The sequence below is a fragment of the Mesorhizobium sp. GW821-FHT07A06 genome (assembly GCF_059419085.1).
Genome location: NZ_JBWKRC010000001.1, coordinates 295,484 through 309,938, shown reverse-complemented (window position 1 = coordinate 309,938; position 14,455 = coordinate 295,484). Strand labels below are relative to the sequence as shown.

The 14,455-nt window shown below is 63.8% G+C and carries 9 protein-coding genes and 1 pseudogene; 6 read left to right on the top strand and 4 right to left on the bottom strand.

Features of this window, described 5'->3' with window-relative positions; all coding sequences use genetic code 11:
* Nucleotides 1–660, top strand: a 660-nt coding sequence (locus tag AC07SZ_RS01440) for an endonuclease/exonuclease/phosphatase family protein (protein ID WP_494913052.1), incomplete at its 5' end; no start/stop codon positions are given.
* 49 nt (nt 661–709) lie between these two features.
* Here AC07SZ_RS01440 and AC07SZ_RS01435 read toward each other — a convergent pair.
* Complete coding sequence (locus AC07SZ_RS01435) at nt 710–1,309, bottom strand: DUF922 domain-containing protein (protein WP_494913051.1); 600 nt, start codon at nt 1,307–1,309, stop codon at nt 710–712.
* Nucleotides 1,310–1,462: 153 nt separating this feature from the next.
* Nucleotides 1,463–3,142, bottom strand: coding sequence for an electron transfer flavoprotein-ubiquinone oxidoreductase (locus AC07SZ_RS01430; protein WP_494913050.1), 1,680 nt, complete (start codon nt 3,140–3,142; stop codon nt 1,463–1,465).
* Between the two features lie 220 nt (nt 3,143–3,362).
* Between AC07SZ_RS01430 and AC07SZ_RS01425 the strand changes: the two genes are divergently transcribed.
* From AC07SZ_RS01425 to AC07SZ_RS01415, 3 genes are all read left to right on the top strand, one after another.
* Nucleotides 3,363–4,007 (top strand): hypothetical protein, encoded by a 645-nt coding sequence (locus AC07SZ_RS01425; protein WP_081294686.1) that lies wholly within the window; start codon nt 3,363–3,365, stop codon nt 4,005–4,007.
* Between the two features lie 51 nt (nt 4,008–4,058).
* Nucleotides 4,059–4,931, top strand: a complete 873-nt coding sequence (locus tag AC07SZ_RS01420) for a uracil-DNA glycosylase (protein WP_494913049.1) — start codon at nt 4,059–4,061, stop codon at nt 4,929–4,931.
* 106 nt (nt 4,932–5,037) lie between these two features.
* Nucleotides 5,038–5,850 (top strand): helix-turn-helix domain-containing protein, encoded by an 813-nt coding sequence (locus tag AC07SZ_RS01415; RefSeq protein WP_494913048.1) that lies wholly within the window; start codon nt 5,038–5,040, stop codon nt 5,848–5,850.
* Here the strand turns inward: AC07SZ_RS01415 and AC07SZ_RS01410 are convergent, their stop codons facing one another.
* Together AC07SZ_RS01410 and AC07SZ_RS01405 are read right to left on the bottom strand one after the other, a co-directional pair.
* Nucleotides 5,851–6,816, bottom strand: a complete 966-nt coding sequence (locus AC07SZ_RS01410) for a DMT family transporter (RefSeq protein ID WP_494913047.1) — start codon at nt 6,814–6,816, stop codon at nt 5,851–5,853.
* A pseudogene (locus tag AC07SZ_RS01405) lies at nt 6,813–9,118 on the bottom strand (xanthine dehydrogenase family protein molybdopterin-binding subunit). Before AC07SZ_RS01405 ends, AC07SZ_RS01410 begins: the two are co-directional and overlap by 4 nt.
* Nucleotides 9,119–9,271: 153 nt before the next feature.
* Here AC07SZ_RS01405 and pepN point away from each other — a divergent pair.
* Nucleotides 9,272–11,917, top strand: a complete 2,646-nt coding sequence (pepN, locus tag AC07SZ_RS01400; protein ID WP_494913046.1) for an aminopeptidase N — start codon at nt 9,272–9,274, stop codon at nt 11,915–11,917.
* Between the two features lie 195 nt (nt 11,918–12,112).
* Complete coding sequence (locus tag AC07SZ_RS01395) at nt 12,113–14,434, top strand: PAS domain-containing sensor histidine kinase (protein ID WP_056563539.1); 2,322 nt, start codon at nt 12,113–12,115, stop codon at nt 14,432–14,434.
* Nucleotides 14,435–14,455 lie beyond the last annotated feature (21 nt).

The window sequence follows — 14,455 nt, the reverse complement described above, 5'->3', positions numbered from 1 at the left end:
TATCCCTACCGAATCCTCTGCCCTTACCCGAACGGCATGTTCGGGGTGGCGTTGCTGTCACGCCGGCCGTTTGCCGCCTATCCCTACCGAATCCTCTGCCCTTACCCGAACGGCATGTTCGGGGTGGCGTTGCTGTCACGCCGGCCGTTTGCCGCCGATACCGCACCGCGCTGCGAGCCGCGCGGCGCGATGGCGACCGCCACCATCGACTTCGGCGGGATCGGGGTCGATGTCGCCGCGATCCATTTGAGCTGGCCGTGGCCGAAGGAACAGTACTGGCAGATTGGCGAACTGGCGGAACCATTGGCCGGGCTCGGCGAGACCGCGATCATGGCCGGCGATTGCAACGCCGTGCCGTGGAGCTCGGCGGTGCGGCGGGTCGCGGCTCTCGGCAGGCTGACCGTCATGCCGTCGGCCGGACCGACCTGGATCCACCGGACACTGCCCGATTTCCTGCGCCGCTTTGCAGGCCTGCCCATCGACCAGGTGTTCAGCAAGGGCGGGCTGACGATCCTGTCTTCGACGCGGCTGGAGGATACCGGCTCCGACCACCTGCCGGTGCTAGTCGAGTTCACGTTAAGGCCTGCCGACAAGCAGCCTGAAAATGATCACGCCACGGCGCTCGCGGCGAACGGCTCTCAAAACAAGCCGCGGGGCTGATCCAGTCATCCCGAGCGAAGCAGAACGGCGCCAGTGCTCCCGGTGCGCATCAATCAAGCTTGGTCAACGCGTCGACAAGATGCTCGACATGGCCGCCGCCCCGATGCTCGCGGGCGTCGAAAGCGTTCTGCTTGGCTTCGTATTCGGCATAGGTGGCGTTGATTCGCCGCCTCGCCTCAAGGTGTGTGCCCGTGCAGAACCAGTTGTCCCGGCGCTCCAGGCCGGCAAGCGCGGTCTCGGTGGCCCTCATCATCCGCATCGCGATGCGGCCATGCGTGTGCTCGTGCCTGCGGACGCCAGCCATGAACCCGTCCCAGCGCTTGCGCAGCCCGGGGCTTGCCGGCGATAGCCGTCGCGGGAAGGTGTAGGTCAGGTCGAGCTTGCCGTTGGCCTGCCGCAGACGACAGGTCCCGTCCTGGCGGCTGATATCGAGATCCCAATGCACCGTGTAGCCGGTTTCGGCGATGGCGCGTGTCATGTAGCCGTGCTTCGGTCCCAGCCGGTCCATGGCCTCCACGAGGTCGGCTCCGGTCTTTCCGGCAACATCATAGGTACGGACGTGAACGATGAGCTTCGTGCCCGCCGACGCGGCTGATACGCAGGACAGCAAACAGGCCGCGGCGAGCATCGTCAGGCTGGTCAGGCGCATGTCCGCCTCCTTTGTGGGTGGCCAAGCAGACCACACTCGGCGAGGCGCTTCAACGGCCCTGAGCAACGTCCCAGTCTCGCGAAGGCGACAGACAGGCCGGGGCCGTCCACATGTCCGCTATTTTTCCGCCGGATCGAGGCCTGCCAGCGCGGGTCACATGCCTTGGTAGACTGGCCCCTCGCCGCCCTGCGGCGGCACCCAGTTGATGTTTTGGTTCGGGTCCTTGATATCGCAGGTCTTGCAGTGGACGCAGTTCTGCGCGTTGATGACGAAGCGGACGTCTTTCGCCGCCGGATCGGCGGCGGCATTGCCATCCTTGTCGACCCACTCATAGACGCCTGCCGGGCAATAGCGTGTCGAAGGCCCGGCAAAGACATCGTGCTCCGAGCGCTTCTGCAGTTCCATGTCGCCGACCAGCAGGTGGACCGGCTCGTTTTCCTCATGGTTGGTGTTGGACAGGAACACCGAGGACAGGCGGTCGAAGGTCAGCACGCCATCAGGCTTCGGATAGGCGATCTTCTTGTGCTTGGCGGCGGGCTCGAGCGCGGCATAGTCGGCCTTGCCGTGTTTCAGCGTGCCGAAGGGCGAGACGCCGAACAGCGTGTTCAACCACATGTCGAGGCCGCCGAGGCCGATGCCGACGATGGTGCCGAAGCGCGACCACAGCGGCTTGACGTTGCGCACCTTCTTCAAATCCTTGCCGATGTCGGTCGCGCGCCAGGCTTCCTCGTAGGTGGAAAGCTCATCATTGGCACGGCCCGCGCCAATCGCCTCGGCGACATGCTCGGCCGCGAGCATTCCCGACAGCACTGCATTGTGGGACCCCTTGATGCGCGGCACGTTCACGAAGCCCGCGGCACAACCCATCAGCGCGCCGCCGGGGAACGACAGTTTCGGCACCGACTGCCAGCCGCCCTCGGTGATGGCACGCGCGCCATAGCCCAATCGCTTGGCGCCGTCGAAAGTGCCTGCGATCGCCGGATGAGTCTTGAAGCGCTGGAACTCCTCGAATGGCGAGAGGTAGGGGTTCTTGTAATTGAGGTGGAGGACGAAGCCGACCGCCACCTGATTGTCCTCGAGATGGTAGAGGAAGGAACCGCCGCCGGTCTTCATGTCGAGCGGCCAGCCGAAGGAATGCTGCACCAGGCCCGGCCGATGGTTCTCCGGCTTGACCTGCCAGAGTTCCTTCAGGCCGATGCCGTATTTGCCGGGCTCGCGACCGTCGGAAAGCTTGTATCTGGCGATCAGCTGCTTGGCGAGCGAGCCGCGCGCGCCCTCGCCGATCAGCACGTACTTGCCCATCAGCGCCATGCCGGGCGCGAAGCCCGGGCCATGCGTGCCGTCCTTCTCGACGCCCATGTCGCCAGTGACGACGCCGGTGACGGCGCCCTCCTCGTTGAAGAGCAGTCCGGAAGCGGCAAAGCCCGGATAGATCTCGACACCAAGCGCCTCGGCCTTGGTCGCCAGCCAGCGGCAGACATTGCCGAGCGAGACGATGTAGTTGCCGTGATTGTTCATCAAAGGCGGCATCAGGATGTTGGGAAGACGGAAGGAGCCGGCGGGGCCGAGCACCAGGAAATGGTCCGCCGTGACCGGGGTCTTGAAAGGATGGCCATCTTCCTCGCGCCAACCGGGCAGCAGCCGATCGATGCCGACAGGATCAACGACGGCGCCGGAGAGAATGTGAGCGCCGACCTCGCCGCCCTTTTCCAGCACGACGACGGAAAGCTCGGGATTGACCTGCTTGAGGCGGATGGCCGCGGCAAGGCCGGCCGGACCGGCACCGACGATGACCACGTCGAATTCCATGCTCTCGCGTTCGATATCGCTCATCAACCCCTCCGCACTGGCTTGCCGCTGTTGCGTATCTTGCTGGCTCCTGCGCTGCATAGCGCATCAATTGGCGACAGGAAACCGGCGCATACGTGACAATGCGGATTTGGCCAAAAAGTCGCGCATCCCGCTGCATGATAGCCGTCAGCACCCCGCGAGAACCGCTGTCCCCGCGTTTTTTAATTGTTCGACGGCTTGCTTATCGGCCATACTTCCCGCCATGCGCATTCCTGGGCCAGCCGGCTTTCCTTCGACGCGCTTTGTTTTCACGCCCGGCCGGGCCTGCCGGGCGATTCTTTTGGCCCTTCTGACGTCGGCGCCAGGGCATGCCGCCGCGGACGAGGTGAAAGTCTGGGCGACGGGCGCCTACTCCTTCTCGGACGAGCTCGGCGGCTTCCGCATCACCGGAGCCTCAGGCATCGGAACCAAGGACGATCCGCTGGTCATAACGGAAGAGCTGAATTCAGCGACGCCGGTGACGCTGACCATCCGCACCACGAAGCCGATCCAGACCTTCGGCAAGGCGGGCGAGTTCGCCAACGGCATCATGTATATGCGCATCGACGTGCTCAACAACAGCGGCCAGGCCTGGATCGAATTCCAGTTCGAGCTTCAGGAGATACTGGACCAGCCGAGCGTGTTTGGCGACGGGCTTTCGTTCGACCAACGCAACAAGACGCCCGACAATATCTGGTCCAGCAATTTCGCCGATTTCGACCGCGACTTCGAACCCTACGACCGGTTGCTGTTCAAGAACGGCAAGGTCGATCCGCTGAAGACCGCCAGCTTCGAGTTCCTGATGACCGACTACACGCCGCGCTGGACCTTCTATCTGGTGCAGGATCCGCGCATCCCGACGGGATAGGTCGAGCGGCTGGCCTTGCAAATTGCAGCCACGCGGACGAATGTGCGCGCCATGACTGCCGCGTCCCCCAACAGCCCGACCGATATTGCCGACATCCTGGCCTTCTACGCCAGCGTCGGCGTCGATGAGGCGCTGGAAGACGCCCCGGTGAACCGCTTCGCCGAGGCGGCGCAGAGGCCTGTGGAGCGCACGCCGGCGCCGGTGGCACCCCCTCGCGAGGACAGGGCGCCGGAGCGGCTCGCCACATCATCCGGGTTGGATGCAAGCAAGGTGCCGGATGCGCCGGCGCGCACCATGCCCTCCGCCATACCCGACGAGGCGCAGGCCGCTCTCGCCCGGCAAATGGCGGCAAGCGCCTCGACATTGGAAGAGCTTCGCCAGCACATGGCCGCCTTCGACGGCTGCAATCTCAAGGCCACCGCCAAGAATCTCGTGTTCGCCGATGGCAACCCGGAGGCCGCGGTCATGCTGGTCGGCGAAGCACCTGGCCGCGACGAGGACATTGAGGGCCTGCCCTTCGTCGGACGTTCGGGTCGCCTGCTCGACCGGATGCTGGCCGCGATCGGGCTCGACCGCACATCGGTCTACATCGCCAACGTCATTCCCTGGCGGCCGCCTGGCAACCGCACGCCGACCCCGCACGAGACCGAGATCTGCCGACCGTTCATCGAGCGCCAGATCGAGCTGGTCAATCCCAAGGTCCTGATCAATCTCGGCGGCCCGTCGGCCAAGACCTTGCTCAACACTTCGGAAGGCATTTTGCGGCTGCGCGGCAACTGGCGCGTCCACACCACGGCCTCGGGCATCGCCATTCCGGCCATGCCGACGCTGCACCCGGCCTATCTGTTGCGGACGCCGGCGCACAAGAAGCTGGCATGGCGGGATTTTCTCGAGGTAAAGGCGAAGCTGAAGTCACTCTCCTAGATCGAGGTGGCGTTTGACTGAAGCGTTCCCACTTTTCGGGATCATGCTCTGGCGATAACCTCGCAGGTAATTGAAATGCCGTCCCTGTCGGCCTAGCCATCCTCACATGACATCAGCCCAAACTTCCGCCGGCAGTCTCATCCGCGAATGGCGCACGCGACGTCGCATGAGCCAACTCGACCTCGCCATGGAGGCCGAGATTTCGCAGCGGCACCTGAGTTTTGTCGAGAGCGGACGCGCCGCGCCCTCGCGCGATATGGTGCTGCACCTGGCCGAGCAGCTTTCGATCCCGCTGCGGCAACGCAATCAATTGCTGCTGGCCGCGGGCTTTGCGCCGAGCTTCGGCGAACGGCCGCTCACCGACACGACGCTGGCGCCGGCGATGGCGGCGGTCGAGACCGTGCTCAAAGCGCATGAACCGTTTCCGGCACTGGCCGTCGACCGGCACTGGAACCTGGTTTCGGCCAATGCCGCGATCGCTCCGTTCCTTGTCGATGTCAGCGACGCTTCACTGCTGGCGCCACCGGTCAATGTGCTTCGCCTTTCCCTGCACCCGGGCGGCATCGCACCGCGCATCGTAAACCTCCAGGAATGGCGCACGCATCTGCTGGAGCGTCTCAAGCACCAGAACGATGCGACCGGCGACCCGGTGCTGGTCGAACTGGAGCGCGAGTTGCGCGGCTACCCTTCCGGCCTCAAAGGCGGTCGGCCGGCACCCGTCGAGCCGAACGCCATCGTGCATCCGCTCAGGCTTGCCCATGACGGTCAGGTGCTGTCGTTCATCAGCACCATCACCGTGTTCGGCACACCGCTCGACGTGACCTTGTCGGAACTGGCGATCGAATCCTTCTTCCCGGCGGATGAGCAGACAAGGGCCGTGCTGGTGCGGCTGGCCAAGGAGCGCGCCGAACGGTCCTGATCAGCCCTGAGGCAAAGTCGCCTTGCGCGTTCGCTTGCGTTCCAGGCCCAGTTGCCGTTCGCGCCAGATGATGAAGATGCCGGCCGCGATAACAATCAGGCCGCCGACCAGCGTGCTGAGCGAGGTCACGTCGCCGAAAACGAAGTAGCCGACGACGACGCCGAGGATCATCGAGGTGTATTCGAACGGTGCCACCACCGACGCCTCGGCATGGCGATAGGCCGAGGTCATCAGGATCTGGCCGAGGCCGCCGCAGAAGCCGGCCATGATGAGAAGCGCGGCTTGCGCTGGCGTCAGCGATTGCCAGCCGAAAGGCAGCGTCAGCAGCGAGAGCACGCTCGCGGTCGACGAGAACCACAAAACGATGGTCGCCGTCTTCTCCGTCTGCACGAGATTGCGCACAAGCAGCATGGCGACCGCCGAGATGGCCGCGGCCACCAGCGCGGCCATGACGCCCAGGACCTCCTGGTCGTCGAGCGCTTCATCCGAATTGAGCAGGGTCAGTTCCGGCCAAGAGATGACGAGCACGCCAATGAGGCCGACGGCGACAGCGCTCCAGCGATAGACACGGATAGTCTCGCCGAGGAAGACCGAAGAGAACACCACGACCAGCAGCGGCTGCGCATAGTTCAGGGTGATCGCCTCCGGCAGCGGCAACCGGGTGAGCGCGAAAAAGCCAAGTCCCATGGCACCGACGCCGACGACGCCGCGCGCGACGTGGTTGAAGGGACGTTTGGTGACGAATGCCGTCGCCAGATGCCCTTTCAATGCCAAGAAGGCAATGATCGGGAAGATGGCGAAGAAGGAGCGGAAGAACACGATCTGCCCGGCCGGCACGTCGCCGGCCGCCTTGATACAGGTTTGCATGCCGACAAAAACCGCCACCGAGACGATCTTGAGCGCGATGCCCCTCAGCGTACCGTGGCCGCCCGTCGTTCCTGGTTCCGCCCCCGCCCCTGATGTCACGTTGGCGATGCGCCCCTGATGGCGGCCCAGATTCGCGCCGGCGTCGCCGGCATCTCGATATGCCGGATGCCGTAGGCACGCCACAGCGCATCGGTCACCGCGTTGAGCGCGGCCGGCGTCGAACCGATCGTGCCGGCCTCGCCCGCGCCCTTGATGCCCAGCGCGTTGGTGGTCGACGGCACGTTGCGGGTCTCGAAATGGAAGAACGGAAAATTGTCGGCGCGCGGCATGGCGTAGTCCATGAAGCTCGCCGTCAGCAACTGTCCGTCCTCGCCATAGATGGTTTCCTCGGTCAGCGCCTGGCCGATGCCTTGCACGACGCCGCCATGGACCTGGCCGGCGAGCAGGATCGGATTCACGGTAACACCGAAATCGTCGACGATCGTATAACGCACGATGTCGGTCGTGCCGGTGTCGGGGTCGATCTCGACCTCGCAGATATGGGTGCCGTTCGGATAGGTGCACTCGTCCTGGACGAACTCGCCGAAACCTTGAGATCATCAGGGTTTTTCGCGGCCTTGGCGATGCTGGAAAAATCGATCGCGCGGTCGGTACCGACGATGCGGGCAACCCCATCGGCCAGTTCGATATCGCCGGCCGAGGCTTCCAGCTCGTCGGCCGCGATGCGCTTGATCTTGTTGGCAAGGTCCTCGCCCGCGCGGGAAGCCGATACACCTCCCAATGGAATGGACCGAGAGCCGCCGGTACCGCCGCCCGACTTCAATTCGTCGGTGTCGCCCTGGCGGACATGGATCTTGTCGATGTCGAGATTGAGCTTTTCCGACAGGAACTGTGCATAGGCGGTGGCATGCCCTTGGCCGTTCGTCTGGGTGCCGATCTTGAGCGTCACCGTGCCGTCGCCGTTGAGTTCGACAAAGGCGGGTTCGGAGCCCGGGAAGGCGCAAGCCTCGATATAGGTCGCCATGCCGATGCCGCGGATCTTGCCGGCGCTCTTCGACTGCTCCAGCCGCTGCGCAAACGTCTTCCAACCGGACCGTTCGATGGCGCGGTCCATATGGCCTTCGAATTCACCATTGTCGTACAGGCGGCCGGTCTGCGTGCGATAAGGGAATTGCTCGGGTCGGATGAAGTTGCGGCGGCGGATTTCGTCGACAGGCAGGCCGAGATCATGGGCGCAGGCATCGACCAGCTTTTCCAGCAAGAACGCCGCTTCGGGCCGGCCGGCGCCGCGATAGGCGTCGACCGGGCAGGTGTTGGTGTAGAGACCAGTCACCGAAACATCGAGCGCCTGGATGTCATAGACGCCGGTCGACATGGTGACGCCGATATAGGGGATGAACGGGCCGTATTGCGAGACATAGGCGCCGATATTGGCGAGCAGCGCGACCTTCATGCCGAGGAAGCGACCATCCTTGTCCATGGCCATTTCAGCCGTAACGGCGTTGTCGCGGCCTTGCGCGTCGGTGAGGAAATGTTCGGTACGGTCGCAGGCCCATTTCACCGGGCGGCCGAGCCGCTTAGCGGCCTCGAGCACCAACGGATATTCCCGGTAGACGAAGCTCTTCGGCCCGAACCCGCCGCCGACATCGGGCGTGATGACGCGCAGCCGGTCCTTCTTGATCTTGAACAGGCTCGCCAGGATGTACTGCATGGAATGCACGCCCTGCGACCCGGTGGTCAGCACAAGGCGGTTTTCCTCGACATTCCATTCGCCTATCGCCGAGCGCGGCTCCATGTAGTTGCAGACCAGCCGGTTGTTGACGAATTCGATGCGGGTGACATGAGCCGCCTTGGCGAAGGCCGCCTTCGTCTTCGCGCTGTCGCCCATGTGGTAGGTGAAGGCACGGTTGGAACCGAGTTCCGGCCAGACCAGCGGCGTGCCTTCGGCAAGTGCCGTCGCCGTGCCGGAAGCGGCGTCCTCGCCGTCGTAGTCGACATCGATCAGTTCGGCGGCGTCCTGCGCCAGGGCACGGCTGTCGGCGACCACAAAAGCAACGGCATCGCCGACATAGTTGACGCGGTCCCGGCACAGGATCGGAATGTCGCGCGTCGGCGCCTTGGTGCCGTCCGGCTGTGCCTGCATGACACCGGACTTGAGATCGCCAAGATGAGCGAGATCCTTGCCAGTCAGCACCAGATGGACGCCGGGTGCTTGCTTAGCCGCTTCCGTCGAGCCGATTCTGAAGCTTGCCTTGGCGACCGGCGATCGCAGGACATAGCCATGCAAGACGCCGGCCGGCTTGATATCATCAGTATAGCGGCCCTGTCCCTGGATGAATGCCGCATCCTCGCGCCGCAGCACGGAAGCGCCCATGCCGAATTTCGGTGTGACGACGGTCATGGGTGCCTCGTGACGATGTGGAGAATGAACGCCTGAAATAGGCGTCGGTTGAGTTTTGTCGAGGGATCGTTTCGTGTAAAGAGCGCGGACTTCAAATTTCTTGGACAGCGGGAACTGTCCGCTTCCAACGCAATCGACAGGAAAAACAACGGAATGCGCACGGACACCGGCCAGGTCTTCAAGCTCGAAGACTATCGCCCCAACGACTATCTCATTCCGCAGACCAACCTCACCTTCCGCCTTGCGCCCGAGGCCACGATCGTCACCGCAACGCTGACGCTCGAACGTCGTGACGGCGTGTCCGCGGCGGCGCCATTGGTGCTCGACGGCGACGGGCTGATCCTCAAGCGCATCGAGATCAACGGCAAGCTGGCAAGACCGGCGGACCTGCTGGTGACACCTGACCAACTCACCATTCTCAAACCGCCGGCCACGCGCCGCTTCCATCTGCTCATCGAAACCGAACTGGGGCCGGCTGGCAACGAAGCCCTGATGGGTCTCTATCGCTCGAACAACGTCTATTGCACGCAATGCGAGGCCGAGGGCTTCCGCCGCATCACCTACTTCCTGGATCGGCCCGATATCCTGTCCGTCTACACCGTGCGGATCGAGGCTCTGCGCGACGAGGCAGCACTGCTCCTTTCCAACGGCAATCCGGTCGACAAGGGCGATCTCGGCGACGGCTGGCACTATGCCGAATGGCACGACCCCTTCCCCAAGCCGTCCTATCTGTTCGCGCTGGTGGCCGGCAATCTCGGCCAGGTCGCCGACAGTTTTGTCACCACGTCCGGTCGAGAGGTCGAACTCGGCATCTATGTCGAGCCCGGCAAGGAGAAGCTCGCCGGCTACGCGATGGACGCGCTGAAGCGGTCGATGCGGTGGGACGAGGAGGCATTCGGTCGCGAATACGACCTCGATGTCTTCAACATCGTCGCCGTGTCCGACTTCAACATGGGCGCGATGGAGAACAAGGGCCTCAACATCTTCAACGACAAATATGTGCTGGCCGATCAGGAGACCGCGACGGACGCCGATTTCGCCAATATCGAGGCGATCATCGCGCATGAATATTTCCACAATTGGACAGGCAACAGAATCACTTGCCGAGACTGGTTCCAGCTTTGCCTGAAGGAAGGGCTGACGGTTTTTCGCGACCACGAATTCTCCGCCGACCAGCGCTCGCGCGCGGTCAAGCGCATCGCCGAAGTGCGCACGCTGCGCGCCCACCAGTTTCCCGAGGACCAGGGTCCGCTGGCGCATCCGGTGCGGCCGCGTCGCTACCGCGAGATCAACAATTTCTACACGGCGACCGTTTACGAAAAGGGGTCCGAAGTGGTGCGCATGATCCGCACCATCCTCGGGACGGAAGCCTTTCGCGCCGGCATGGACCTCTATTTCGAGCGGCATGACGGCGAAGCGGCCACGATCGAGGATTTCATCAAGGTGTTCGAGGATGCGTCAGGCCGCGACCTGTCGCAGTTCGCGCTCTGGTATCATCAGGCGGGCACGCCCAATCTGACGATCAGTACGACGCACAATCCGGCCGCGCGGGAGTTCACGCTCGAGATCGAGCAGTCGGTGCCGCCCACACCCTCCGAAAGCCGGAAGCGGCTGATGCATATACCGCTCGCCTTTGGCCTGATCGGCGCTGGCGGCAAGCCTGTGGCGTATAGCGGAGTCGAGGGCGCCAGCGTCGAGGATGGCGTCATCCATGTCCGCAAGCGCCGCCACATGGTGCGCTTTTCAGGCGTTGCCGAACGTCCGGCCGTTTCGCTCAACCGCGGCTTTTCGGCGCCGGTGACGCTGTCTGTCGAGCAGAAGGCCGACGATCAGTTCTTCCTTGCCCACCATGACAGCGACGCCTTCTCGCGCTGGCAAGCCTTCAATACCCTCCTCACCGATGCGCTGATCGCTGCCTTCCGCGAGATCCTTGGCGGCAAGCAGCCTGACTTCACGCCCCGGTTGACCGAGCTTGCCGGCCGCATCGCCGGCGACGAGACGCTGGAGCCCGCCTACCGGGCGCTGGCGCTGGCGCTGCCTGGCGATGCCGACATCGCCCGCGATATTGGCAAGAACATCGATCCCGACGCCATCCACACCGCCCGACAGGCCCTCGCGCTGGCGATCGCCACGGCGAACCGGGAACCCTTTGCGCAACTTTATGATAGCCTCGCGGACAAGGCCGCGTTCAGCCCGGATGCGACAAGCGCCGGACGACGCGCCCTGCGCAACGTCCTTTTGGACTATCTCTCGCTGCTGCCGGGCGGTGCGGCACTCGCCGCCGGACATTTCCAGTCCGCCACCAACATGACCGACCGCGCGGCCGCGCTTGCCGTGCTCGCGCATCGTCACCATGGTTCGCCGGAGACAAACAAAGCGCTGGCGGCTTTCGAAAAGACCTATGCGTCCGACCCGCTGGTCATGGACAAATGGTTCCAGATCCAGGCCAGCGTACCGGGGCCGCAGGCTGTCGACACGGTTCGTGCCCTGACTGCTCATGCAGGCTTCTCGATGGCCAATCCAAACCGGGTACGCTCGCTGATCGGCACCTTCTCCAGTGCAAACCAGACTGGCTTCCATCGCCCCGACGGCGAAGGCTACCGGTTCTTCGCGCAAACGGTGCTCGAGGTCGAAAAGCGCAATCCGCAAGTGGCGGCAAGGCTGGCGACGGCACTGAGATCATGGCGTTCGCTCGAACCGGGCCGTCAGGCCAAGGCCAGGGAAGCCCTGCTTTCGATCGCCAATGCCGAAAACCTGTCGGCGGACCTGCGTGATATTGTCGAGCGCACGCTGGCCTAGCTACCCTCGGCCTTCTCCCGAGCGGGAAAGGCCGAGGCGCGGCGCCTCCAAAACCGATTATTTTAGTCGATTTTTAATCTTTTTTCGCCGGACCACTGGACAAGGCGAATCACCTTTGATTCTTTACTGACGATTCGGAAGTGCGGCGTTTGCCGGATCACAAAGCAGCATAGGCAAATTCGGGGAGTGCCATTTATGGCGAAGGCGGACGCGTGGGGCGCGCCCGGTGGGATGGCTTTTGCGCGTCGCGAGACGCGCGGCGACGGCCTTGCCGGGAATACGCGGCTCATCGCCGAACCGGCCTACAAGCGGCTTCTGGCCGCCGAACCGCTGCTGCGCCGGTCGATACCGGCCCTCATCATCATCTTCCTGCTCGTCATCGCGGCGCTGCGCATGCTGTCGCTGATGAACGAGCGCGACGACGTCGAGCGTGATGCCAAGGCGATCCTGACACTGGCGGCGGGTCAGCTGGCCAGTTCGCTTGCCACCACCTCGGACACCCTGCCCGGCGCCATCCAGGACTTGCTGGAGACCACCAGCCGTCAGGGCGCAATGGGCCGCAGCCATGTGCTCGTCATCACCGACACCGCCTTCAAGATCACCGCGGTGACACCGCGCTCGGTCCCCTGGCAAGGGCATTCGCTCGACGGCCTCGTCCAAGGCGGCCAGCCCCTGTTCATGTTCGGCGACCGCGCCGGCGTCATGGAGGTCAATATCGGCGGCCAGGACTGGTATGCCGCGGTCAGCGTCGCCAAGGACCGGAAGGGAGCAGCGGCGGCTCTGGTGCCGCAGGAAGCGGTCTTCGACACATGGCGCAAGACCGTCTCGCTCAACGTCACCCTGTTCGTGCTGACGGCCGGCGTACTGATCATCATCCTCTATGCCTATTTCGGGCAGGCGTCGCGCGCGCAGTCCGCCGACCGCATCTACCTCGAAGCGCACCAGCGCATCGACATGGCGCTGGTGCGCGGCCGCTGCGGCCTGTGGGACTGGGACATGGTGCGCGGCAAGATGTACTGGTCGCGCTCGATGTACGACATGCTGGGCTACGAGCCCTGCGAGACGATGCTGTCCTTCGGAGAGGTCGACGAGATCATCCATCCCGAGGACGGCGACCTGTTCGAACTCGCCAACAGAATTGTCGCCCGCGAGATCGACCACATCGACCAGGTGTTCCGGATGCGGCATGCCGATGGCCAATGGGTGTGGATGCGCGCTCGCGCACAGGTCATGGATCCGGAAGCACCGGAAATCCAGCTGATCGGCATTGCCGTCGACGTCACCGAGCAGCGCCATCTGGCACTGCGGTCCGAGGCGGCCGACCTTCGCCTCAGGACCGCGATCGAGAACATCAACGAATCCTTCGTGCTGTGGGATTCGACGCAGCGGCTGATCATGTGCAACTCCAAGTACCAGCAGGACAACGGGCTCTCGGATCGTGACGTAATGCCAGGCGTGACGCGCGCTTCCCTGGAAGAGCGGATGCTGGCTTTTGCTTCCGAGCGCAGGCTCGCCAACACCAATGGTCCACAAGGCGGCGCCACTTTCGAGCGGCAGTTGTCAGACGGCCGCTGGCTGCAGGTCAACGAACTCAAGACCAGGGATGGCGGCATCGTCTCTGTCGGCTCCGACATCACCCAGATCAAGCTGCATCAGGAGAAACTGGTCGACAGCGAACGCCGGCTGATGGCGACGATCCATGATCTCAGCCTCGCCCGCCGGGCCGAGGAGGAACGGTCTCGTGAACTGGTCGACCTCAACCGCAAATACATGAAGGAAACCGAGCGCGCCGAAGCGGCGAACCGGGCCAAATCCGAATTCCTGGCCAACATGTCGCATGAATTGCGTACACCGCTGAACGCCATCATCGGCTTCTCCGAATTGATGGAACAGGGGCTGTTCGGCCCGCTGGGGTCGGAGCGCTACGAAGAGTACGCCACCGACATCAACAGCAGCGGCAAATATCTGCTCGGCGTCATCAACGATATTCTCGACATGTCCAAGATCGAAGCCGGCCAGTTCTCGCTGGACCAGGAACAGATCGACCTCGGCCCGTTGATCAGCGAGACGGTGCGCGTCGTCTCGCTGCAGGCCGCGCAAAAGGCGATCACCGTGGAAACACGCATCGCCGACGCGCTGACCTTGTTCGCCGACCGCCGCGCGATCAAGCAGATCGTCATCAACCTCCTGTCCAACGCGGTGAAGTTCACCGGCCAGGGCGGCCACATATCGGTCAGGGCCCGCAACACATCGGGAGCCCTGGTGCTGACCATCGAGGACAATGGCTGCGGCATCCCGAAGGAGGCGCTCGGCAAGCTCGGGCGGCCCTTCGAACAGGTGCAGAACCAGTTTTCCAAGAACCATGCCGGATCAGGTCTTGGCCTCGCCATCTCGCGCTCGCTGGCCGAGCTCCAGGGCGGCGCGCTGAAGATCCGTTCGACCGAAGGTGTCGGCACGATTGTGTCGGTGCGCATTCCGGTGAAGAAGGCGCCGGCGGCGGTGAAAGCCGCGGCTTGAAGCAGCAGGCTCCGAGCGATG